This window comes from Paraburkholderia oxyphila NBRC 105797, from assembly GCF_000685075.1.
Lineage (GTDB): Bacteria > Pseudomonadota > Gammaproteobacteria > Burkholderiales > Burkholderiaceae > Paraburkholderia > Paraburkholderia oxyphila.
The window spans coordinates 1-22093 of the sequence record NZ_BAYD01000009.1; the positions used below are offsets into that span (position 1 = coordinate 1).

19 protein-coding genes and 2 pseudogenes are annotated in these 22093 nt (G+C 67.1%); 4 read left to right on the forward strand and 17 right to left on the reverse strand.

Going from position 1 to position 22093, the window contains the following annotated elements:
• Positions 1-215 precede the first annotated feature (215 nt).
• Complete coding sequence (locus BO1_RS07995) at positions 216-554, reverse strand: P-II family nitrogen regulator (RefSeq protein WP_028217122.1); 339 nt, start codon at positions 552-554, stop codon at positions 216-218.
• A 577-nt stretch (positions 555-1131) separates the two neighbouring features.
• On the opposite strand from BO1_RS07995, the gene BO1_RS08000 reads away from it, so the two are divergent.
• Positions 1132-1389: an accessory factor UbiK family protein gene (locus tag BO1_RS08000; protein ID WP_028217123.1), complete on the forward strand. Its 258-nt coding sequence runs from the start codon at positions 1132-1134 to the stop codon at positions 1387-1389.
• Between the two features lie 180 nt (positions 1390-1569).
• A pseudogene (locus BO1_RS50075) lies at positions 1570-2900 on the forward strand (YifB family Mg chelatase-like AAA ATPase).
• Between the two features lie 433 nt (positions 2901-3333).
• Here the strand turns inward: BO1_RS50075 and BO1_RS08010 are convergent.
• Positions 3334-3936, reverse strand: coding sequence for a hypothetical protein (locus BO1_RS08010; protein WP_245643733.1), 603 nt, complete (start codon positions 3934-3936; stop codon positions 3334-3336).
• 160 nt (positions 3937-4096) lie between these two features.
• Between BO1_RS08010 and BO1_RS08015 the strand changes: the two genes are divergently transcribed.
• A complete protein-coding gene (locus tag BO1_RS08015) occupies positions 4097-4627 on the forward strand; it encodes a TlpA disulfide reductase family protein (protein ID WP_028217125.1) in 531 nt (176 codons plus the stop codon).
• Between the two features lie 105 nt (positions 4628-4732).
• On the opposite strand, the gene BO1_RS08020 is transcribed toward BO1_RS08015, so the two are convergent.
• The 9 genes and pseudogenes from BO1_RS08020 to BO1_RS08060 form a co-directional block, all read right to left on the reverse strand.
• Entirely contained in the window at positions 4733-6094 is a 1362-nt protein-coding gene (locus BO1_RS08020) for a sigma-54-dependent transcriptional regulator (protein ID WP_028217126.1), read from the reverse strand.
• A 122-nt stretch (positions 6095-6216) separates the two neighbouring features.
• Positions 6217-8136: pseudogene (locus BO1_RS50080) on the reverse strand (sensor histidine kinase); the annotation flags it as partial.
• A gap of 385 nt (positions 8137-8521) precedes the next feature.
• Positions 8522-9808: a dicarboxylate/amino acid:cation symporter gene (locus BO1_RS08030; protein ID WP_028217127.1), complete on the reverse strand. Its 1287-nt coding sequence runs from the start codon at positions 9806-9808 to the stop codon at positions 8522-8524.
• A 291-nt stretch (positions 9809-10099) separates the two neighbouring features.
• Complete coding sequence (locus tag BO1_RS08035; RefSeq protein ID WP_245643739.1) at positions 10100-10876, reverse strand: ABC transporter permease subunit; 777 nt, start codon at positions 10874-10876, stop codon at positions 10100-10102.
• Positions 10877-11139: 263 nt separating this feature from the next.
• Positions 11140-11940: a taurine ABC transporter ATP-binding protein gene (locus BO1_RS08040; protein ID WP_028217129.1), complete on the reverse strand. Its 801-nt coding sequence runs from the start codon at positions 11938-11940 to the stop codon at positions 11140-11142.
• A 33-nt stretch (positions 11941-11973) separates the two neighbouring features.
• Positions 11974-13071, reverse strand: coding sequence for a taurine ABC transporter substrate-binding protein (gene tauA, locus BO1_RS08045; protein ID WP_084687820.1), 1098 nt, complete (start codon positions 13069-13071; stop codon positions 11974-11976).
• A 226-nt stretch (positions 13072-13297) separates the two neighbouring features.
• Positions 13298-14302: a lipoyl synthase gene (gene lipA / locus BO1_RS08050; RefSeq protein WP_028217131.1), complete on the reverse strand. Its 1005-nt coding sequence runs from the start codon at positions 14300-14302 to the stop codon at positions 13298-13300.
• A gap of 14 nt (positions 14303-14316) precedes the next feature.
• Entirely contained in the window at positions 14317-15177 is an 861-nt protein-coding gene (gene lipB / locus BO1_RS50085; protein WP_084687821.1) for a lipoyl(octanoyl) transferase LipB, read from the reverse strand.
• Between the two features lie 84 nt (positions 15178-15261).
• Positions 15262-15588: a DUF2917 domain-containing protein gene (locus tag BO1_RS08060; RefSeq protein WP_028217132.1), complete on the reverse strand. Its 327-nt coding sequence runs from the start codon at positions 15586-15588 to the stop codon at positions 15262-15264.
• A 99-nt stretch (positions 15589-15687) separates the two neighbouring features.
• Here BO1_RS08060 and BO1_RS08065 point away from each other — a divergent pair, with 99 nt between their 5' ends.
• Positions 15688-16665 carry a transcriptional regulator GcvA gene (locus BO1_RS08065; protein WP_028217133.1) on the forward strand — a complete coding sequence of 326 codons (978 nt, stop codon included), beginning with the start codon at positions 15688-15690 and terminating at the stop codon, positions 16663-16665.
• Positions 16666-16800: 135 nt separating this feature from the next.
• Here the strand turns inward: BO1_RS08065 and BO1_RS08070 are convergent, their stop codons facing one another.
• The 6 genes from BO1_RS08070 to BO1_RS08095 all read right to left on the reverse strand — a co-directional run bounded on the left by BO1_RS08070 (position 16801) and on the right by BO1_RS08095 (position 22066).
• Positions 16801-17100: a DUF493 family protein gene (locus BO1_RS08070; RefSeq protein WP_043284137.1), complete on the reverse strand. Its 300-nt coding sequence runs from the start codon at positions 17098-17100 to the stop codon at positions 16801-16803.
• A 29-nt stretch (positions 17101-17129) separates the two neighbouring features.
• Complete coding sequence (locus BO1_RS50090) at positions 17130-18125, reverse strand: D-amino acid aminotransferase (protein WP_043284138.1); 996 nt, start codon at positions 18123-18125, stop codon at positions 17130-17132.
• A complete protein-coding gene (locus BO1_RS08080) occupies positions 18126-19340 on the reverse strand; it encodes a D-alanyl-D-alanine carboxypeptidase family protein (RefSeq protein WP_028217135.1) in 1215 nt (404 codons plus the stop codon).
• Positions 19341-19595: 255 nt separating this feature from the next.
• Positions 19596-20228: an alpha/beta hydrolase gene (locus BO1_RS08085; protein ID WP_028217136.1), complete on the reverse strand. Its 633-nt coding sequence runs from the start codon at positions 20226-20228 to the stop codon at positions 19596-19598.
• Positions 20229-20283: 55 nt separating this feature from the next.
• Positions 20284-20610 carry a (2Fe-2S) ferredoxin domain-containing protein gene (locus tag BO1_RS08090; RefSeq protein WP_028217137.1) on the reverse strand — a complete coding sequence of 109 codons (327 nt, stop codon included), beginning with the start codon at positions 20608-20610 and terminating at the stop codon, positions 20284-20286.
• Between the two features lie 229 nt (positions 20611-20839).
• The gene (locus BO1_RS08095; RefSeq protein WP_043284140.1) at positions 20840-22066 is read right to left on the reverse strand and encodes a VanZ family protein; all 1227 of its coding nucleotides are present in this window, start codon (positions 22064-22066) and stop codon (positions 20840-20842) included.
• Positions 22067-22093 lie beyond the last annotated feature (27 nt).

Consider the following 22093-nt stretch of genomic DNA (forward strand, 5'->3'; position numbering starts at 1 on the left):
GGGGCGGAGGCCGCGGCAGCGGCGGAAGCGTCAGGGGCGGACGCGGACGCAGTGGGCGCGGAAGCGGCGGCGGGCGCGGACGCATCGTCGGCCAGCGCCGCGCCGACGCCGCCGGCCAGCAGCGAGCCGGCCATCAGCAGGGACATCAAATATTTGCGCATCTCGGTTTCCTCTTGTCTCTCTCGTATCGCTGTCTCAGGGACGCCGTCAGGCGATCACAGGGCGTCCGCGCCGGTCTCGCCGGTGCGGATGCGAATGACTTGTTCGATGGGGGTGACGAAAATCTTGCCGTCGCCAATCTTGCCGGTGCGGGCGGCGCGCTCGAGCGACTCGATGGCCTGCTCGACGATGTCGTCTGATACGGCCGCTTCGATCTTGACCTTGGGCAAGAAGTCCACGACATACTCCGCACCGCGATACAACTCGGTGTGGCCTTTCTGACGGCCGAAGCCCTTGACTTCGGTGACCGTGATTCCCGAGACGCCGATGGCCGATAGGGCCTCGCGCGCCTCATCGAGCTTGAACGGCTTGATGATGGCTGTGATCAGTTTCATTTAGTCCTCGCTGCGGTTGCTATTAATTGCTTTCATCCCGTTTTCAGTCTTGCAACGGGCGCCGGCGGAGCGGGTCTCGCCCCGCTGGCGCACCGCGAGCCAGCCGTTGTTCGGTGCGCCCGCAGTATTAGCAACACGCGTGCCAGTTTGTTCAGGCATCTTTTCTGACGCGCCTCGATGCACGATCCGCACAAGCCGTGGACAATGCCGGTCCACGCGCGCCAACCCGCACCACGCGGGCATGAGCGGCCGCCAGCGCGGTCCTGGCCGAACGGCCAGCGCTGGCGCTGCGCGGTGGCGGCGCCTGTCGATCGTTGCTAGAGTGTTTTCAGGCAGGCAAGCCCGGCGCTCAGGCATCGCACGCGCAGGCAAGGGCATGTGGGACAGGTGGCGGGCCGTATGCGCGTGTTGCGGCGCCGCAGGCACGTGGCAGCCGCACCGTGCACCAGTTGCGTTCATGGGCAATACACGCCTCGCGGGTCTCGCACCAAGATCGGTCACGATTCAAAGCGAGGCACAATCGAAACGAAGTCTGCACATTTTTTGTGCGGAGAATTGATGTAGTAAGGGGAACCGAATGAAACAACCGAACGATGTATTCAACGATCTGCAATCGAAGGTCAGCGAGCTCCTGAAGAATTCGCCGGCGCGCGACGTCGAGCGCAACGTGCGCGCCATGCTCTCACAAGGCTTTTCGAAGCTCGAACTCGTCACGCGCGAGGAATTCGACGCGCAGACGCAGGTGCTCGTGCGCACGCGCCAGCGCCTCGAAGAGCTCGAGCGCCGTGTGGCCGAGCTCGAACAGAAGCTGCCGGTGACTGGCCAGTCGTCCTGAACAATCCAATGCGCACCTGGGGCCCGTTCGCGCGAATGAATGGCCCCGAGGCAAGCGAGCCGTAACCGTTCCGCAATGGAACCGCAAAGGGGCACGCGCCTCACCAGCCTCGCGCATGAAGGGTGTCCGCGCCAACCACCCGCCGCTGACCGTTCATGCGCCCCCTTTCCGGAGATCTCCATGTCGCTTGCCGTGGTGCGCAGCCGCGCGCCGGCTGCTGGCCGCGCGCCCGATGTAACCGTCGAAGTTCATCTCGCCAACGGGCTGCCGTCGTTCTCTATCGTCGGCCTGCCCGATCTCGAAGTCCGCGAAAGCCGCGAGCGCGTGCGCGCCGCGCTTTCGAACTGCGGCTTCGAGTTTCCCGTGCGCCGCATCACCGTGAATCTCGCGCCCGCCGACCTGCCGAAAGAGTCGGGCCGCTTCGACTTGCCCATCGCGCTCGGCATCCTCGCGGCGAGCGGGCAGATTCCCGCCACGGCGCTCACGCATGTGCGCGAGTTCGCGGGCGAGCTCTCGCTCTCGGGCGCCGTGCGCCCCATGCGTGGCGCGTTCGCGATGGCGTGCGGGACGGCGCGCGCGCATGCCGGCGCCGACTCGGTATTGCAGCCGCCTGAATCGCATGGCTCGCCATCGGCACAGGTGCACGCCAGCGCTGTGGCCTCTTGCCTGCGTACGCCTGAGCTCTACCTTCCTGCCGACAATGCCGCCGAGGCCGCCCTCGTGCCTGGCGTCGATGTCTATGGCGTCCGCGACCTGCGCGCGCACTGGGCTTCTCGCCTCAGCAATGGCGCCGGCGGCCGTTTCGCGCACCGCACCATTCGTCCAGCGCGGCGGCGCTGATCGGCGGACGCAATCCGCCCCAGCCCGGCGAGATCACGCTCGCACATTCAGGCGTCCTATTTCTCGACGAGCTGCCCGAGTTCAACCGTCATGTGCTGGAGACCTTGCGCGAGCCCCTCGAAACGGGCGCCATCACCATTTCGCGCGCGGCGTGGCAAACCGACTTTCCCGCCGCTTGCCAGCTCGTCGCCGCGATGAATCCGTGCCCGTGCGGCTGGCGCGGCGACCCCTCTGGGCGCTGCCGCTGCACGCCCGAGGCCGCGGCGCGCTACCGCCGCAAGCTCTCCGGACCGCTGCTCGACCGCATCGACATCCAGATCGAGATTCCCGCGCTGCCGCCCGTCGAGATCGCGTCGCGCGCGAGCGCGCCCGGTGAGTCGAGCGCGGCCATCGCGGCGCGTGTCGCGGTGGCGCGCGAGCGCCAGATCGCCCGCCAGGGCAAGACCAACCGGGAGCTGAGCGGGCGCGAGACCGACGAGGTCTGCCACCCCGACGCCGCAGGTGAAGCCCTGCTGCGCGAAGCCGGCGAGCGTTTCGGCTGGTCGGCCCGGGCCTACTACCGCGCGCTCAAGGTGGCACGCACGATCGCCGACCTCGCAGGCGCGTCCACGCCAGAAGCCGCGCACGTCGCGGAAGCGGTGCAGTACCGGCGTGTGTTCAGTGATCAGTAGTGCGCACTAGCGGCGCGGGTCGACAGTTTTACGACGGCTCAGGCTCGCCATCGCCACGCATTGCGCGCGGCCGCCGCCGAATCCCGAATTCCAATCTTCAGATGGATCAAAAAAAGGAAGTCAAGACTTGACTTATGCACACATCGTCGTGTTGGCCTCATTTTCATGCACGATTCGCATTTAGCTTTGACGCAAAATGCAAGTCATTGATTTTTATACATTTAACGATTTGCCGGGAAACACGCCAAACTAACAAAAAGCCCACAGCGCCGCCATTTGCGGGCGACGAAGCCTCTTTTTCCACAAAGTTACCCACAGGGCCTGTGGGTAACCAGTAAACCCTCAATGAAATCCGGGTTTTAGCCCGTAAACCCAGGAGAACACATTCACTTCCGGCCGCAATCGGCTGTCGCTCCGTAATCCTAAGAGGCGCTCAATAGAGCTTGAACGATTGGAAGAACTGATCGACTTGCTCAGGCGCCGGCTGCTCGCGGCCCACGATCGCCAACTGATAGGCATGCGCCCCTTTGGCGACGAGCCGCGCATGGATCGTGCGTGGCTCGTCCTTCGCGCCCGCCTTGCCGGCGAGTTGCATGTCGACACCCTCGACAGAGCCGCCAGCCTCGAGCGGCACGGCCACCGTGTGCGCCTCGGGCGCGGCGCCTACGTTGCGCGCAAGTCCTGCGCGCAGGAACGCCAACGCCTTTTGCTGCGTGGCCGGCTGCGCGTCGGGCAGGTCGAGCGTGCCGATCACGAACACCGCGCCGCTCACCTCGGCGGTCTGGACCCGCATGAGCATTGGCGTGCCATCCACGTCGATGCGGCGCTCGTCGGCGCCGGGCTTGGCCGGCAAATCGACGCTATAGCCGCTCGCGCTATTCGATATCGTGCGCCAGTCGTAGGTGGGCGAACAGGCAACGAGCGTACCGAGCAGGCCCGCAAGCAGGCCCGCGGCCGCCGCGCGCGCGAGGGGCGCGCGCCGGGACGACGGCAGAATCTGCGAAAGATGGGCGCGGAAGAGAAAGTTGAAGACCATGGGGCGCGAGCGTGCCGGCTGAAAAGTGTGAGGAAATGGCTGCGCGGGACATTATCCTTTGCTTATGCCCGGCCGTGCCGCCGCAACCGCTATGCCGGGAAATTCGGCGCTACAATACTCCCGCTCATTTCCGCGCCCTGAGGCGCCCGAGGCTTCATCCATGTCCGCATCCCCGACTCCCCCGAAGGCGCGCTCCGGTGCGATCCGCACTATCGGCACCCTGGTCGTTGTCGCCGCGTTGGCGATTGCCGGCTACTTCGCGTTCTTCGGCAGCCAGCAGCGCGTGCCCGACGCCACCTTCACGCTGCTCTCCGGCCAGAAGGTCTCGACCGCCGATCTCAAGGGCAAGGTCTATCTCGTCAACTTCTGGGCGACGAGCTGCGCCACCTGCATGCAGGAAATGCCGCAGATGATCCAGACCTATAACCGCTTCAAGGGAGAAGGCCTCGAATTCGTCGCGGTGGCGATGAACTACGACGCGCCCATGTACGTCGCCAATTACGCGCAAACGCGCCAGCTGCCGTTCAAGGTGGCGATGGACGACGGCTCGGCGGCCAGGCAGTTCGGCAACGTCCAGCTCACGCCCACCACCTTCGTGATCGACCGCAACGGCAAGATCCTCAAGCGCTACGTGGGCGAGCCGAAGTTCGCGGAACTCGACGCGCTGTTGCAGAAGGCGCTTGCGACCTGACACCCTCGAGAGCCGCCCTTCGCGACACCCGGCGGCGTCTCAAGAGCAAACGGCAGCGGACAATCCGCTGCCGTTTTTGTTTGCCCCGCCTCACCGCATGGGTCATCACCCGCGCGCTTCGTTCTCCCCTCGCGCCACCAGCCCGTAGCGGCGCATCTTCTCGTAGAGCGTCGCCTTCGCCATCTGTAACCGCTCGGCGGCCTGGGCGACCGCACCGTGCGTCTGCTGCAGCGCATCGGCAATCAGCGCGCGCTCGTACTGCTCCACACGCTCCTTGAGCGGCAGCGCCTCGTCGGCGCCGCTCGCCGCCTGCGGCGCGACATCGTCGGGAATGCCAAGCACATAGCGGTCCGCCGCGTTGCGCAGCTCGCGCACGTTGCCCGGCCAGTCGCGCTGCGCGAGGCGCATGCGGTCGCGCTCGGTCAACAGCGGCGCGGGACGCTGATAGCGCACCGCCGCGTCCAGCAGGAAATGCTCGAACAGCGGCACGATGTCTTCGCGGCGCTCGGCGAGCGGCGGCAGCGCGATCGTCACCACGTTGAGCCGATACAGCAGGTCGCGCCGGAAAGTGCCCGCCGCGACGTGCTCCATCATGTCGCCCTTGGCCGCCGCGACCACGCGCAGGTCGACGCGCACCGGCTGGTTCGAGCCGAGACGCTCCAGCACGCCGTCCTGCAGCACGCGCAAGAGCTTGACCTGGAGCGCGAGCGGCATGCTCTCGATCTCGTCGAGAAAGAGCGTGCCGCCCGCGGCGTGCTCGAGCTTGCCGATGCGTCGCTTGGCTGCGCCCGTGAAGGCGCCGGGCTCGTAGCCGAACATCTCCGATTCGAACATCGGCTCGGGCAGCGCGCCGCAGTTCACGGCCACAAACGGCTTGTCGCGGCGCGGCGAGAGCTCGTGCAGGCTGCGCGCGATCAGCTCCTTGCCCGCACCGGTGTCGCCGTTGATGAGCACGGAAGCGTCGGTGGGCGCGACGTTCGCAATGAGCCGCCGCACCTGCTCGATCGCCGGGCTCTTGCCGATGATGCGCGGCGCGAGCGTGTTCTGCCCCGCCAGTTCGCGGCGCAGCGCGAGGTTTTCCAGCATCAGCGTGCGGCGCTCCAGCGCGCGCCGCACCGTCTCGATCAGGCGCTCGGACGCAAACGGCTTTTCGATGAAGTCGTAGGCGCCGTCGCGCATCGCCTGCACGGCCATCGAGATGTCGCCGTGGCCCGTGACGAGGATCACCGGCACGTCGGGCGCGCGCTCGTGGCATTGCGCGAGCAGATCGAGCCCGCTCATGCCGGGCAGGCGGATGTCGCTCACCACGACGCCGGCGAATTCGGCGTCCACGAGCGGCAGCGCGGCCTCGGCGTTCGCGAAGCCGGCCGCGTCGAAGCCCGCGAGCTGCAGGCTCTGGACGCCGGCGCGCCGCACCAGTTCGTCGTCCTCTACGTAGAGCACCCGGCCGGGCATCGAGCTGACCATATTCGTTCGTCCTCCTTATTTCAGTGCTGTGCGCCGTTCGCGGGCGGCGTCTGATATCCCGCCGACGAATTTCCCGCTGTCGCCGTGTTTCCTGCCGTATTCGCCGCGGCGGGCGACGTCGTGCTTCCGTTGGTGGCCGCGAGCGCTGCGTTCACACGCGTGCGGCGCAGCGTCAGCACGAAACAGGCGCCGCCATCCACCGCATTGTGCGCCGCGAGCGTGCCGCCGCAGTCGCGCGCGATCGACGAGGAGATCGCAAGCCCAAGGCCCAGCCCCTGCCCCATCTCCTTCGTCGTGAAGAAGGGCTCGAAAAGTCGTGGCATGACATCGGAGGGAATGCCGGGCCCGTTGTCGCCCACTGAGATCTCGATCGTCGCGGGCAGCGCGCGCACGTCGATCGCGATGCGCGGCGCGCTCGCTCCCGCCACCGCGTCGAGCGCATTGCCGATCAGGTTGATGAGCACCTGTTCGAGCCGCAGGTCGTCACACTGCGCAACCAGCTCGGGATACTCGCCGTGCGGGTCGAGCGGCGCGCTCGCGGCGTCGCCATCGGTGATGGCGAGCGCGATGCCCACGCCTTCGAGGCGCTTGCCGAGCAGCGCAAGTGCGTTGCGCAACGCGCGCGCCACGGGCGAGCGCTGGCTCTTCGGCTTCGCGCGGCCCACGAAGAGCTTGAGCTGATTGACGATCTTGCCCATGCGCTCGGTGAGCGAGCCGATCGCCTCCAGATTCTCGTGCGCCGCATCGTACTGGCCGCGCTCCAGAAACACGCGGGTGTTGTCCGAGAAGCTGCGCAGCGCCGCGAGCGGCTGGTTCAGCTCGTGCGTGATGCCCGCGGCCATCTGCCCGAGCGCCGCCAGCTTGCTCGCCTGAATCAGCTCGTCCTGGGTCGCGCGCAACTCCGCTTCCGTGCGCGTGCGCTCGGCCACCTCGCGCTGCAGCCGCTCGTTCGCCTGCGACAGGTCAGCGGTGCGCTCCGCCACGCGGTCGTTGAGCATCGCATAGGCCTTTTGCAGCATCGCGCGGCTGCGCAGCACCTCCCGCACGCGCGCGCGGCGCATGCGCCAGTAGAACGCCAGCAGGCACACCGAGACGTAGCCGAAGCCCGTCATGATCGTCACGTTGCGCGCGGCGTCCAGCACCGGATCGACCGGCGACATCGTCACGAGATGCCAGTCCGGTTCGCCGAGCCCGCGGCGCGTCTCGAGGTAACGCGGGGCGCGCAGGCCGCTGCCGATGCGCACGATATCGGCGCCTCCCTCCAGCACGCGCTCCACGCTCACCGGCAACGGCGCAATGTCCTGGCGCGCGTACTGGCGCGTCTCGTCGATGGACGCCACCACGTCCGCCGGCAGCGGGCGCACCGTGCGGTACTTCCATGCAGGCACCGAGGAGAGAAAAATCACGCCGTGATCGTCGGTGACGAGCAGCGGCTCGGAGGCGTCCGAGCCCGGAAACCATTCGAGATTGAGCTTGACCACGGCCACGCCGACGATCTTGCCGTTGCGCCGCACCGGTTGCGAAATGTAGTAGCCCGGATCGTGCGAGATCGTGCCGATGCCGAAGAAACGCCCCACGCCGCCCTTCGCCGCCTCGATGAAGTACGGCCGGAAGCGGTATTCCACGCCCACGAAGCTGTCCTGCCCGCGCCAGTTGCTCGCGGCGATGCACAGGCCGTCGGCGCGGATGATGTAGGTCGTGGTGGCGCGCGCGTGGCGGTTCACGTCCTCGAGATAGCGGTTCGCCTGCGCCACCCAGTCGGCTTTCGGATCGGCGAGCACGTCCTGCACGAGCGGATGCGCGCCCACCAGATACGGCAGCGACTCGTAGCGCTCGAGCGTGCTCTTGAGCGCGGCGGTCGTGCGGTCGTTGCGCACGGCGGCGTTGCGGCGCAGCGCGTCGACGCCGGTCTGCCAGGAGAGCGACCACGCGAGCAGGCACACCGCCGCGAGCCCGACGGCGAGCGCGAACAACAGGATGAGGCGGCGCGTCACGAATGAGGCTTCCGGATGATCGTGCGGGGATGGCTGGAATTGTGGCACACGCTTACCGTGCGAGGCGGCCTACGGTGAGAAACGGACGGTGCCGGGGAACAGGCTGGGGAAAACGGGAAGGAACAGGCGGGCGGATCGCCACAGCCGACGCAGGGAAAGCCGCGGGCGCCGCCCAGTGGCGCCCGCCGCGAATGCTGGAACGGCGGAGCTTGCAAGCGGCGGCGGTGCGGTGCGGTGCGGCGGCGCGATGCGGTGCGGCCCGGCGCGGCCCGGTGCAGCCCGGTGCAGCCCGGTGCAGCCCGGTGCAGCCCGGTGTAGCCCGGTGCGGCGGCGGCACGATGCGGTGCGGCCGCCGCCACCACCGCCACCTTGCACACCGCACCACCTGCACTTAAACACACGGGCTCAAACGCGTCGCCTTGAACGCACGGGCTTACGCGCCCGCGCTCTCCTTCATTTCTTCGGTCTGGCCCGAAAGCGCGGCGCGCAGCTTGTTGCGGTCGAGCTCCTTCTCCCATGCCGAGACCACGACCGTCGCCACGCCGTTGCCGACGATGTTGGTCAGCGCGCGGCACTCGCTCATGAAGCGGTCGATGCCGAGGATCAGCACCATGCCCGAGAGCGGGATGGTCGGCACCACGGCGAGCGTCGCCGCGAGCGTGATGAAGCCCGCGCCGGTCACGCCGCTCGCGCCCTTCGAGGTCAGCATGGTCACCGCGAGCAGCGTGAGCTGCTGGGTCCACGTGAGGTCGGTGTTGGTCGCCTGGGCGATGAACAGCACTGCCATCGTCATATAGATGTTGGTGCCGTCGAGGTTGAACGAGTAGCCCGTGGGCACCACGAGACCCACCACCGAGCGCGAGCAGCCGAGGCGCTCGAGCTTCTGCATCAGTTGCGGCAGCGCAGACTCCGACGAACTCGTGCCCAGCACGATCAGCAGCTCTTCCTTGATGTAGGAAACGAAGCGGATGATCGAGAAGCCCGTGAAGCGCGCGATCGCGCCGAGCACCACCAGCACGAACACGACCGAGGTCAGATAGAACGTGCCGATCAGCTTGAGCATCGGCACCAGCGAGCCCACGCCGTACTTGCCGATCGTGAAGGCCATCGCGCCGAACGCGCCGATCGGTGCGAGCTTCGTGACGATCTTGACGACGCCGAACAGCACGCCCGAGACGCTGTCGATGAACTCGGTCACCACGCGGCCGCGCTCGCCCAATTGCGCGAGCACTGCGCCGAACAGCAGCGCGATCAGCAGGATCTGCAGGATTTCGCCTTGCGCGAACGCCGAGAACATCGTGTCCGGAATGATGTGCATCAGAAAGTCGACCGTGCTCTGGCCGTGCGCCTTCTCCGCGTAGCTGGCCACGGCCTTGGCGTCGAGCGTGTGGACGTCGACGTTGAAGCCCGCGCCCGGCTTGAGCACGTGCGTGGCAATCAGGCCGAGCAGCAGCGCGAAGGTCGAGACGATCTCGAAGTAGAGCAGCGCCTTGCCGCCCACGCGGCCCACCTTCTTCATGTCCTCCATGCCGGCGATGCCGGTCACGACGGTGCAGAAGATGATCGGCCCGATCACCATCTTGATGAGCTTGATGAAGGCGTCGCCGAGCGGCTTCATGTCGATGCCGATGGCCGGCCAGTAGTGGCCGAGCACCACGCCGATGACGATCGCCACGATCACCTGGACGTAAAGGACTTTGTGCAGAGGTTTCTTCACGATGGAATCCCGCAAATAGGTTGAGCCGATGGCCGTGCAAGGCCGCGACAGGTCGAAACGGGGGATCAGCGAAACCGGGAATAGGGATCGGACATCGGCTGTCTCCTTACTGTTTTTTTGTCGCGGCTGGGGTAGCCGCGCGCTTTCTATTTCGCAAGGTTGATGCCAGCGACGCACAACGCCAACAGCCTTGATTTACAAGGCTTTTTTTGTCTCAGAAACGTGCGGTGAATCTGGGTTTCCAGAAATCCGGCCCGGGTGGCGTCCGGGTTTCCGGATTCTGGACGCGCAACTTCAGCCGCGCCCCTTCCACGGCACGAGGCGACGCTCGAGCGCGCGCATGCCGAGATCGAAGCCCCAGGCGATCAGGCCGATCAGCACGATGCCCATCACCACGACGTCGGTGCGCAGGAAGCTCGACGCGTTGAGCACCATCTGGCCGAGGCCCGCGGTGGCGGCCACCATCTCGGCGGCGACGAGCGTGGTCCAGCCAAAGCCGATGGCGATGCGCAGCCCCGTGAGGATCTCGGGCAGCGCGGCGGGCAGCACGACAAAACGCACGATCTGCGTGAAGCTGCCGCCGAGCGAGGCCGCCGCGCGCAACTGCTCGACGCTGGCGCTCTTCGCGCCGGCGCGCGCGGCCATCGCGATGGGCGCGAAGCAGGCGAGCCAGATCACGACGAGCTTGGCCGTCTCGTCGATGCCAAACCAGATCACCACGAGCGGCAGGTAGGCGAGCGGCGGCAGCGGCCGGTAGAACTCCAGCGGCGGATCGAGCAAGCCGCGCGCGACGCGCGACACGCCCATCAGGATGCCGACGGGAATCGCCGTCACCGCCGCGAGCGCAAACGCGCCGAACACGCGCAGCGTGCTCCAGAACAGGTGCTCGGAAAGCGGCAGGCCGCCCTGGATGCGGCCGTGCCAGGCGTCGACGAAAGCCTGCCAGACCGCCTCGGGCGTGGGCAGGAACAGCGGCGGCAGCCAGTGCAGATGCGTGGCCAGCCACCATAGCAGCGCGAGCGCGGCCACCGAGGCGGCGCTCAAGCCCGCGGTCGGGCCTTCGCCGGGCATGCGGCGGATGCTCGCGCGCCGGGTGGCGGGCGTGGTCCGCGGGCGATCAATGGACGTGCCCCGGTCGGCGGATGCCACCCGCGCACGATCTGAAGACCCCGCCAGAGCTTCGGCCTGGGCTGCGGCCACGGCGGCATCGAATGCCCCAACCCCGCTCGCCGTCAACGCGACGTCCCCAAGCGACTCCTGCGGCACGCTCATGATTTCACCTTTCTCTTCAACATATTCAGCAAGTTCGCGGCCCTGCGCACAGGGCGCCGGATTCACGATAGCGCCGGCTCGCCGGCATCGGCATGAAGCAGCCGCACGAGCCGCTCGCGCCATTCGATGAAATCGGGCGACGACTTCACCGCGCGCGCGTCGCGCGTGTGCAGATAGCGCCGCGCGAACGGCACTTCATACTCGTGCTCGATGCGGCCGGGCCCCGGCGTCATCACCACCACGCGCGTCGCGAGAAAGAGCGCCTCCTCGACGCTGTGCGTGATGAAAAACACCGTCTTGCGCGTGCGCGCCCAGACGTCGAGCACGAGCGTCTGCACCGACTCGCGCGTCATCGCGTCGAGCGCGCCCATCGGCTCGTCCATCAGCAGGACCTCGGGGTCGCTCGCGAGCGCGCGCGCAATGCCCACGCGCTGCTGCATGCCGCCCGAGAGCGCATAGACGCGCGAGCGCGCGTGGTCCTCGAGCCCGACGAGCGCGAGCTGCTCGCGCGCGATGCGCTCGCGCTCGGCCTTCGGCACGCGGCGAAAGCGCAGGCCGAGCGCGACGTTATCGAGCACGTCGAGCCACGGCAGCAGCGCGTGCTTCTGGAACACGACGCCGCGCTCCGCTCCAGGGCCGGCCACGCGCGCGCCGTTCACGCGCACTTCGCCCTGCGCGGGGTCGACAAAGCCCGCGATGCAGTTCAACAGCGTGGTCTTGCCGCAGCCCGAAGCGCCGAGCGCGACCACGAACTCACCGCTCGCCACCTCGAGATTGACGTTGGCGAGCGCCACGTTCGGCGCGTCGCCCCGGTGCGCGGCCTCATACACGACGCTCAGATCGCGGATCTCCAGTGTGCTCATCGTTGCCCCTCCTTCGCGTATCCGGCCGATGCGTCAGTGCGCGGCGGCGCGCTGCACGAATTGCGGATCGACGCCCACCGAGTAGTCGGGCAGCACGTTCTGGATCGTGCCCTGCGCCTTGAGGAAGGTCGCGGTCGCGAGCAGCGACTGCGCCGCGCCCGATTGCGCGCCGCCGCCAAGCCAGGTCTTCGAGGCCTGCTCGGCGGGCGTCGGGAAGGCGTAGAGCGCGAGGCTCGCCGGCACGTCCTGCGGGTTCGCGCCCGACACCTTCGCCACGGCCTGCACCTGCGGCGACGCCGCGTTCCAGGCGGCCCGGTGTGCGCTGTAGTCGGCATCGGCGGCGGCCAGCACCTGCACGAACTTCGCGACGAATGCTTCGTTATCCTTGGCAAAGCGCCGATCGACCACGAAGCCGTCGAAGGTCGCCTTGCCCGTGGCTCTCGCCACCTGCCCCGACGTGATCAGCACCTTGCCATTCTTCTTCACCTGCGCGAGCACGGGGTCCCAGATATAGGTCGCGTCGATGTCGCCACGCTGCCACGCCGCCGCGACTTCGGGCGGACGCAGGTTGACGATCTTCACCGCGGCGGGATCCACGCCCGCGTTCTGCAACGCGACGAGCGTGTGAAAGTGCGACGTCGACACGTAGGGCACGCCGATGGTCTTGCCCTTGAGGCCCGCGACGCTCGTCACGCCCGAGCCGTCGCGCGCGACGAGCGCTTCGGCGTCGTTGATGTTGTCGAGGATCCAGAAGAGCGAGAGGTTCACGCCCTGCGAAAGGCCCGCCGCGATGGGGCTCGAGCCGGCCTCGCCGAGCTGCACGGAGCCCGAGGCAAGCGCGCGGATCACATCGGCGCCGCTTGCGAGCTTGCGGTAGGTGACCTTGTAGCCGGTTGCCTGCTCGAGCGCACCGGTGGCCTGCGCGTAGCGCCAGGGCACCACCATGTCCTGATACGCGATCACGACCTCGTGCGTTTCGGCGTGCGCGCGCGGCGCGGCGAACGCGGCGGCCAGCAGGGCCGAAGCCGCGGCAAGCGCGGTGATGAGCGCACGGGAACGGCGCGCGGCGCTCACGCGCTCGAAGGCGTGGGCGCGCGTACGGTGCGGTGAGAAAAGGACGCGATGGCTCATCGGGAGACTCCGGCGGAACGACGTTCGAGTGATAGAAGGTTCCGACTATAGGGAGTCTGGCGGCGCGCGGTTCTAATTTATCCGCGATAGCTAATGACGCCGTTGGAGCATTGCTTTTCGTGCGGAAGTGGATGCAACGGACGAAAAAAAAAAAAGCCCGCTTTTCAGCGGGCTCCTTTATGTGCGATTCGGCGTTCGATTCGGCGTGCGATTCACCGGCGGCCAATCAGACCACGCCAGCCCCATGCGCCTGCACATCGGCGTGATAGCTCGAGCGCACCATCGCGCCAACTGCCGCGTGCGTGAAGCCCATCTTGTAGGCCTCTTCCTCGTACATCTTGAACGTGTCGGGATGCACGTACTCGCGCACCGGCAGGTGATGCTCGGAAGGCTGGAGATACTGGCCGATCGTCAGCATGTCGACGTCGTGCTCGCGCAGATCGCGCATGACCTGAAGAATCTCTTCCGGCGTCTCGCCCAGGCCCACCATCAGACCCGACTTGGTCGCGACCTCGGGATGCAGCGCCTTGAAGTCCTTCAGGAGCTTGAGCGAGTGCGCATAGTCCGAACCGGGGCGCGCTTCCTTGTAGAGGCGCGGCACCGTTTCGAGGTTGTGGTTCATCACATCGGGCGGCGCGGCGTTGAGGATCGAAATCGCGCGGTCCAGACGGCCGCGGAAATCGGGCGTGAGAATCTCGATGCGGGTTTCCGGCGACTGCTCGCGCACCTGGCGGATACATTGGACGAAATGGCCGGCGCCGCCGTCACGCAGGTCGTCGCGGTCCACGCTCGTGATCACGACGTACTTGAGCTTGAGCGCGCCGATGGTGCGCGCGAGGTTCGCCGGCTCGTTCGGGTCGAGCGGATCGGGACGGCCGTGGCCGACGTCGCAGAACGGGCAGCGGCGCGTGCACTTGTCGCCCATGATCATGAACGTCGCGGTGCCCTTGCCGAAGCATTCGCCGATGTTCGGGCAGCTCGCCTCTTCGCACACCGTATGCAGGTTGTGCTCGCGCAGGATGTTCTTGATCTCGTAGAAGCGCGAGTTGCCGGTGGCCGCTTTCACGCGGATCCACTCGGGCTTCTTGAGCTTCTCGATGGGGATGACCTTGATCGGAATGCGCGAGGTCTTGGCCTGCGCCTTCTGTTTCGCGGTGGCGTCGTAGGGAACGGCGTCGGCGGGAGTGCCTGCAGCAGGATTAGCAGCGGTGTTCGCGGTTACGTCAGTCATTCGTTTCGATCCAGTCAGGCCGCCTGGGTAACGCCGGCCTGCGGTTGATGCGGTTGCCCGCTTACTGCCGCCGATGCGGCCGTTTCCCTATCAGCCGCTTCGGCTGAAGGGTCTGAGGCAGCCGCTTCGGCCACCGAAAGCGTTGCTGCAAGGGTCGAATCCCAATGTGCGGCGAGATTCGCCTCGAGTCGGGCCGCCAGCGTGGCGGCCACGTCGTGCCAGGGCGCGTGAGCGCCCAGCGTGGCCATGTCGACGGTTTCGAGGCCTGCGTAGCCGCACGGATTGATCGCGAGGAACGGGCTCAAGTCCATCGAGACGTTCAGGCTCACGCCGTGGTAGCTGCAGCCGTGGCTGATCTTCAGGCCGAGCGCCGCGACCTTGGCGCCCACATGCGCTGCACTGAGCCCCGATGCACCTTCTGGCACGTAAATCCCGGGGGCTCCCGCCTTGCGCTCGCCCGCGAGATTATACGCCGCCAATGTTTCAATCACGGCCTGCTCGATGAGCGTGACGAGCTCGCGCACCATCAGCTTGCGGCGCCTGAGGTCGAGCAGCAGATAGGCCACGACCTGGCCCGGCCCGTGATAAGTGATCTGGCCGCCACGGTCGATCTGCACGAGCGGAATGCCGCTGTCGGCGATGAGCAGATGCTCGGGCTTGCCGGCCTGACCGAGCGTGAAGACGGGGGGATGTTCGACGAGCCAGAGTTCGTCAGGCGTTTGCGCGTCGCGCTGCGCGGTGAATTCGCGCATGGCGTCGAAGCTCGCCTGGTAGGCCTCGTTGCCGCGCCAGCGCACGATGGGCGGCGCGAAGCGCTCGCCCGGCAAGGCGGGGTCGGATGAAACTGGGGGGACTGAAACCGGGGTGGCGCACATGATCCCCGAAGTTTACCTAATTCAGGACAAGCGCGCCGAGCCCCTTGAGCGACCTTCAAGCACCTTAAACCACCTCAAGCCCGCTCAAACGGTCCGCCACCCGTCGCGCGCATGAATGCCCCAGCGCGCCGCGAGACGCGTGGCCCAATCGATCAGGCGCTCGCTCACACGCGCCGGTGCCGCGAACGCCACCCAGGCCGCCCCGCCCTGCTCCGCGCCGATCCACAGGCGCTCGCCGCGCCGCAGCCGCAGCGTGTGGCCCGGCTCGAGCCAGTAGTCGGCGGTGTCGTCGCTGCGCGTGACCCACACCGCGCCGCAGCGCACGGTCAGACGCGTGCTGCGCGCCACGAGCACCGAAGCGACCTGATCCGCGGCCACCTCAAAGGTGATATCCGAAGAAATCTCTCTCATTTTCGCCTCCGAAAGTCCTGCACCAATGGCTACAATCGTAGGCGCAGCAAGGGATCGGGCAAAACGATCAATTTTCACGGCTATGTGAGAAAAATTACGATGGATCTGCGCCAGCTTCCGGCGCTCAACGCCCTCAAGGCGTTCGAAGCCGCCGCCCGCCACGAAAGCTTCTCGCGCGCCGCCGACGAGTTGTTCGTCACGCACGGCGCGGTCAGCCACCAGATTCGCGCCCTCGAAGGCGAGCTCGGCATCGCGCTCTTTGCCCGCGACGGCAAGCGCGTGCGCCTCACCGACACCGGCCGCCGCTACGCGGGCCAGGTGCGCGACGCGCTCACGCAGCTGGCGCTCGCCACCCATGAGATCCGCGCGGGCGACCGCGACCGGCGCCTCGTGGTGTCGATGCTCTCGTCGTTTGCCGCGCGCTGGGTCACGCCGCGCATCGGCCGCTTCATCGAGGCCCATCCGCAATGGGACGTCGAGCTGCAATCGACGAATTCGCTCGTCGACTTCGCGCGCGACGACGTGGACGTGGCCGTGCGCTTCGGCTATGGCCACTATCCGGGGCTGCACGCCGAGCTGCTGCTCGACGAGATCTTCTTCCCCGCGTGCTCGCCGGGCTTCAACGGCGGCAAGCTGCCCGAGGATCCGCGCGAGCTCACGAAGCTGACGCTCTTGCGCTCCGACGACGAGCTCTGGCGCCCCTGGTTCGACGCCGCCGGCATGCACGATGTGGCCGAGCCCAAGCGCGGCGTGCTCTACCAGGATTCGTCGAATCTGCTGCAGGCCGCCATGGACGGCCAGGGCATCGCGCTCGTGCGGCGCTCGCTCGCCATGCACGAGATCACGCGCGGACGGCTCGTGCGGCTCTTCAAGGACATCGACGGGCCGAGCCCGTGGCGCTACTACTTCATCTGCACGCCGCAGCGCCTCGAGACCGAGCGCGTGCAGGCATTTCGCAACTGGGTGTTCGACGAGGTCGCGCGCTTTCGCAAGCTCTACGAAGACGCCTGCGAGGCCGGCCCGCTCATGACGGCCGCCGCTGCGGCGCTGCGCGTGCGCGAAGACGACACGCTTTGATTGCGCCGATCCGATCGTCGTGCCTCGCGCCGCACGAGAATGTACGTATCGACGCGTGCATCAACCCGTAAACGCAACAAGGGCCGCCCGAAAGCAGCCCCTGTGAGAACTCGCGCGCACACCCCCCGGCGGGCGTTACAGCACGATCTTCACCATCGGATGCCCGGTGAGCGCGCGATAGATATCGTCGAGATGCGCCTGGCTCGTCGTGCGCACGGTCACGGTCAGGCCCGTGTAGTTGCCGCCGCTCGACGGACGCGATTCGATGGTCGCCGCGTCGAAGGTGCCATCGAATTCTCGCAGCACCGCGACGATGGTGTCCTGAAATTCCGGATGCGTCTTGCCCATCACCTTGATGGGGAAATCGCAGGGGAATTCGATCAGAGATTCTTTTGCGGGCGGCTGAGCGCCACCATTCAGTTCAGATGCAGTCATAGTTTCACTTCCTGTAGCGAGGCTCGAGTTTACTTGCAAGCCGCTACCTGATCGCGCACCGCGAACACTGCGCGCGCCTCGCGCGCTTTCGCGCGCTGATAAGCCTCGTAGAGCGCGGCATAGACCGGGCCCGGCTTGCCGCTGCCCACGCCCTGTCCGTCGAGCTCGACCACCGGCAGGATCTCCTTGGTCGCCGAAGTCACGAGCAGCTCGTCGGCGGCGCGCAGCGCCGCTTCGTCGATCTCGCGCGCCTCGAAGCGAATTCCGCATTCCTGCGCCAACTCCTCGACGAGCCCATAGCGGATGCCTTCGAGAATCTTGTTGCTGCGCGGCGGCGCGTAGAGCGCGCCGTCCTTCACGACCCACACGTTCGACGACGACGCTTCCGTGAGCCAGCCATCGCGCAGCTGGATCGTCTCGAACACGCCGTGCTCCGCCGCGTTCTGCGCCATCAGCACGTTGCCGAGCAGCGAGGTCGACTTGATGTCGCAATTGAGCCAGCGGCGATCCTCGGCCGTGACGCAGGCCACGCCGCTCGCGCGCTGCGCGGCGCCCGGCATCACGAGCGGATTGACCATCACGAACACGGTGGGCGTCACGCCCGCCGGGAACGCGTGACCGCGCTTCGCGACGCCGCGCGTCACCTGCAGATAGACATTCGCGTGCGCGTCGCGCGCGAGCGTCCCGGCCGCCTCGTTGGCCTCGATCACGCGCGCGATGAGCGCGCGCCAGCCAGCCTCGTCGAACGGATTCGCAATGCCGACCTTGTCCAGCGAACGCGCGAGCCGCGCGAGATGCTGCGCGATGCGAAACGGCACGCGCAACTTGCCCGCTCCGGGCTCGGCGCCCTCGGCTTCGAGCGCATAGACGGGCACCACTTCATAGATGCCGTCGCCGAAGATGAAGCCACGGTCGAGCACCGGCACGCGCGCTTCGGACAGCGGCGTGAGCTCGCCATTGAGCCAGACGATGGGCTCTGCGGCTTCACCCGCATGCGGATTCGAAGTCGAGGTCGGTGCGTTCATTTACTTCTTCTTGTTGAACATGAGCATGAGCGAATCCCACACGCGGCCCGCGATGCCCGCTTGCGGCACCGGCTCGAGCGCGACGAGCGGGAACTGCGTGAGCACCTTGCCGTCCGCGCCGACGAACTTCGCCGTGCCGACCTGCTGGCCGTCCGCGAGCGGCGCGATCAGCGGGCTGGTGAGCTCGACCTGCGGCTTGGCCTTGTCGGCGGCGCCCTTGGGCAGCGTCACGTACTGGTCCTTCTTCACGCCCACCTTCACGGCGTCCAGCGCGCCCTTGTAGACGCGCGGCGTGGCCACGACCTGGTTGGCCCCATAGATGCGCGTGCTGTCGTAAGCGCTATAGCCGTAGCTCAGCAATTTCATGCTGTCCGCCGTGCGATCGCGCTCCTTTTGCTCGCCCATCACCACGGACACGAGGCGGCGGTTGCCGCCGCCCGCGAGCGGACGCTTGGCCGAAGCGATCAGGCAGTAGCCCGCGGCCTGGGTGTGGCCGGTCTTCAGGCCGTCGACGGTCGGGTCGATCCACAGCAGGCGGTTGCGGTTCGGCTGCTTGATCTTGTTATACGTGAACTCCTTCTCCGAGAAGATGCTGTAGTACTCGGGATAGTCACGGATCAGGTGCGCGGAGAGCGTGGCAAGGTCGCCGGCCGTCGTGTAGTGATTCGGGTCGGGCATGCCGTTCACGTCGGCGAAGTGCGTATGCGCCATGCCGAGCTTCTGCGCCTCGGCGTTCATCATGTTGACGAAGTTCGCCTCGCTGCCGCCCACGAGCTCCGCCAGCGCGATGGCCGCGTCGTTGCCCGACTGGATGATCATGCCGTAGACGAGATCGTGCACCGAGACCGGCTTGTCCGCCTCGATGAACATGCGCGATTCGTCGTTCTTCACGCGGCGCACGGCAACGCTCGGCGTGACGATCTGGTCCATCGAGATCTTCTTCGTCTGCAGTGCTTCGAAGACGAGATACGCGGTCATCAGCTTCGTGAGCGAGGCCGGCTCGACGCGCTCGTCGGCATTGCCCGAGGCGAGCACCTGGTTCGCGGTGGCGTCCACGAGCACCCACGAGCGCGCGTTCACCGCGGGCGGCGGCACCTGCGCGAAGGCCGTCGCGCTCGCGAGGAGCGTGGCAGGCAGCAGTGCGCCGAGCGTGACGTTGCGGACGATGGAGGAAGAGACGAAAGAGGATTGCTGGCCGGAGGAGAGAAAACGCATAGGTTCAGGTCGAGCGAATTGGGGTCGGGAGAACGTTGTGCGCCATGGGGCGCACGTGTCGGGGGCCGAACTGCGGCGCCTCGCTCACACGCCAGAACACAACGAAAACAGGCGCGGCGATGCGCGAAAAAGACCGCCCATTATACGCATCACGTGATGGCGTTTTTCGAACTGAGCACACGTTTGCGCCTACCTGTCGCGCATTTTTCACGTATGCCGCCCGGAAGACACGTGTTTTTGGCGTGTTTCTGCGCTTCAGCGCCAGGCGTCGACGATGATGCGCTTGAGAATATGCAGCTTGCGATGCAGGAAGTGCTCCGCCCCCGGAATCACGACGACGGGCAGCTCCTGCGGCCGCGCCCAGTCGTACACCGAGAGAATCGGCACGGTCTCGTCGAGCTCGCCGTGGATCACGAGCGTGTCCTCGCGCACGGGCGCGACTTCCCAGCGGCTAGCCGCGGTGCCGACGAACACCATGCGCTCGATCGCCCCGCCCGCTTCCTGATAGCGCTTCGCGACATGCGAGAGCACGAAGGTGCCGAACGAGAAGCCCGCGAGCACGAGCGGCATGTCGGCCTGGCCCGGCTGCGCGCGCATGTAGCCCAGGAGCTCGAGCAGGTCGTCCTGCTCGCCGATGCCGTTGTCGTGCGTGCCCGACGTCGTACCGACACCGCGGAAGTTCGAACGGTAGGTCACGTAGCCGAGCTGCACGAGCGTGCGCGCGAGCGTCTGCGCGACCTTGTTGTCCATCGTGCCGCCAAAGAGCGGATGCGGATGCGCGACGAGCGCGATGCCGCGCACCGGCGTGCCTGCGTCGGGCCTGTCGAGTGCGCATTCGATCTGGCCCACGGGACCGTCGATGTGGAATTTTTCGGTTTGTGCGTTCATCGTTGCGGCTCTTGCGGGTCCTTGCGTGGTTCTTTCGAGGTGCCTGAGTGGCGCTTTAGCGGTCGATCTTCAGGCGCTCGACCACCTGGCCGTTCTGCAGATGCGAGACGACGATCTCATCGATGTCGCTCTCGTCGACATAGGTGTACCAGGTGCCCTCGGGGTACACGACCACGGTGGGGCCTTCCTCGCAGCGGTCGAGGCAGCCGGCCTTGTTGATGCGCACCTTGCCCGGGCCCGCGAGGCCCAGCTCCTTCACGCGCTTTTTCGCGTATTCCTGCATCGCCTGCGCGTTGCAGTTCGCGCAGCTCGGACGATCGGCGCCTGGATCGCGCTGGTTCAGGCAGAAAAAGACATGGTGTTGATAGAACGAATCGGTCATGGCGGGGGTTACCGGTGAAGTGTCGGGCGCGGCGCGCAGGCCGTACGGCTCGCGTGTGCGCGACGCGGTCGATGCAATGCGGTTGAGGGGATGCTGTCAGTGCAATGCGGTCGATTATAGCGAGCGTGGCGTGAACGCTCCGTGTGCTGGCGGAGGCCGGCACGGCGTCCGCTGCGATCCGCATAGCGGGCCGTGTCGGAGCATGTGCCGGTCGCATTTGCCGGTCGCCTCAGCGGCCCGATCGCATCCGGCGGCGCGCGCGCCGTGCAAGCCACGCGCGCTCCAGCGAGAACGCCGTCCAGCCGAGCGCCGCCCATGGCCACGTCCACGCGAGCCAGCGCGCCAGCCCGTTGAAGTGCAGATAGCGGCCCTGGCGCCAGTCGGCGAGCAGGACGTCGAAATAGGGACTCACCGGCAGCACGTTCACGAGCACGAGCGAAACGGCCAGCGCCACCGTCGCGGCGGCGGCGCGTGCCGTGCGCGGCAGACGCAGCGCGACGAAAGCCGCCAGCGTGCCCCACGCGAGACCCACAAGCGCGCCTGGCGTCGCCCAGTCGAACAAGAGGCCGCTTTGCGATTGCAGGAAGGTCGCGCCGGCTTTCACCGCGAGCGTCGTCACGATCAGCAGCACGATGAGCCGCGCACGCGGCGCGCGAGCGCGCATCGGCAGCGAGGCGAACGCGGCGGCGGCAAACAGGTTGAGCGCGGTCACGAGCGCCTCCCAGTCGGTCTCCGGCAGACGCGCGGCCAGCGCGCCGGGCCACGCGCTCAACTGCCAGGCGGCGGGTGCCCAGGCGAGCACGGCGCCCTGCATCGATGCGTCGAAGCGCTCCCAGAGCGCGCGCGGCCAGTCGCCCATGCCGAACAGGCGCGGCACGGGAAACATCGTCGCGAACGGCCAGAGCGCGGCGAGCACCATCAGCGTGCCGGCGTCGCGCTCGAACCAGCGAAAGCGCAGGCGCCGCAGGAAGCCGCGTTCGAGCAGCGCGCCCGTGGCGGGCGCCGCGATGGCCGCGCCCAGCAGCGCGCCGAGTACGTTGGTGGCGAGGTCGAGATTCGAGGCGACGCGTGTGGGCAAATAAGTCTGCACCGCCTCCATCACGCCCGAGAGCAGCGTGCCGGCCAGCGTGGCGAGCGCGATCGCCAGCAAGCCGCGGCAGCGCGGCCAGACGGCGAGCACGGCCAGCGCGCCAAACGGCATGTAGCCGAGCACGTTCGTGACGACGTCGAAGACCGTCCAGTATTTCGGAAAGGGATCGCCGAGATAGTCGAAGGGGCCGAGCCCGAGCGAGCGCCAGCCCGAGAACGGATACCACGATGCGTAGACGATCAGCGCGGTGTAGAGCGCAAACGCCTGGCGCGAGAGCGTGGAGGCCTGACGCAGCGGCGTTTCGGATGTGGGTGGAGTGGCGCCGCGCTCCGCGTCGTCCGTATCACCCGAGCCTGCGCCGCTCATGCCGCCAGTCCCGCCTCTGGTGCGTCC

Coding starts and splice junctions, on each gene's coding strand:
- BO1_RS07995 (WP_028217122.1), bottom strand. CDS start 554: ATGAAACTGATCACAGCCATCATCAAGCCGTTCAAGCTCGATGAGGCG.
- BO1_RS08000 (WP_028217123.1), top strand. CDS start 1,132: ATGAAACAACCGAACGATGTATTCAACGATCTGCAATCGAAGGTCAGC.
- BO1_RS08010 (WP_245643733.1), bottom strand. CDS start 3,936: ATGGTCTTCAACTTTCTCTTCCGCGCCCATCTTTCGCAGATTCTGCCG.
- BO1_RS08015 (WP_028217125.1), top strand. CDS start 4,097: ATGTCCGCATCCCCGACTCCCCCGAAGGCGCGCTCCGGTGCGATCCGC.
- BO1_RS08020 (WP_028217126.1), bottom strand. CDS start 6,094: ATGGTCAGCTCGATGCCCGGCCGGGTGCTCTACGTAGAGGACGACGAA.
- BO1_RS08035 (WP_245643739.1), bottom strand. CDS start 10,876: ATGCCCGGCGAAGGCCCGACCGCGGGCTTGAGCGCCGCCTCGGTGGCC.
- BO1_RS08040 (WP_028217129.1), bottom strand. CDS start 11,940: ATGAGCACACTGGAGATCCGCGATCTGAGCGTCGTGTATGAGGCCGCG.
- tauA (WP_084687820.1), bottom strand. CDS start 13,071: ATGAGCCATCGCGTCCTTTTCTCACCGCACCGTACGCGCGCCCACGCC.
- lipA (WP_028217131.1), bottom strand. CDS start 14,302: ATGACTGACGTAACCGCGAACACCGCTGCTAATCCTGCTGCAGGCACT.
- lipB (WP_084687821.1), bottom strand. CDS start 15,177: ATGTGCGCCACCCCGGTTTCAGTCCCCCCAGTTTCATCCGACCCCGCC.
- BO1_RS08060 (WP_028217132.1), bottom strand. CDS start 15,588: ATGAGAGAGATTTCTTCGGATATCACCTTTGAGGTGGCCGCGGATCAG.
- BO1_RS08065 (WP_028217133.1), top strand. CDS start 15,688: ATGGATCTGCGCCAGCTTCCGGCGCTCAACGCCCTCAAGGCGTTCGAA.
- BO1_RS08070 (WP_043284137.1), bottom strand. CDS start 17,100: ATGACTGCATCTGAACTGAATGGTGGCGCTCAGCCGCCCGCAAAAGAA.
- BO1_RS50090 (WP_043284138.1), bottom strand. CDS start 18,125: ATGAACGCACCGACCTCGACTTCGAATCCGCATGCGGGTGAAGCCGCA.
- BO1_RS08080 (WP_028217135.1), bottom strand. CDS start 19,340: ATGCGTTTTCTCTCCTCCGGCCAGCAATCCTCTTTCGTCTCTTCCTCC.
- BO1_RS08085 (WP_028217136.1), bottom strand. CDS start 20,228: ATGAACGCACAAACCGAAAAATTCCACATCGACGGTCCCGTGGGCCAG.
- BO1_RS08090 (WP_028217137.1), bottom strand. CDS start 20,610: ATGACCGATTCGTTCTATCAACACCATGTCTTTTTCTGCCTGAACCAG.
- BO1_RS08095 (WP_043284140.1), bottom strand. CDS start 22,066: ATGAGCGGCGCAGGCTCGGGTGATACGGACGACGCGGAGCGCGGCGCC.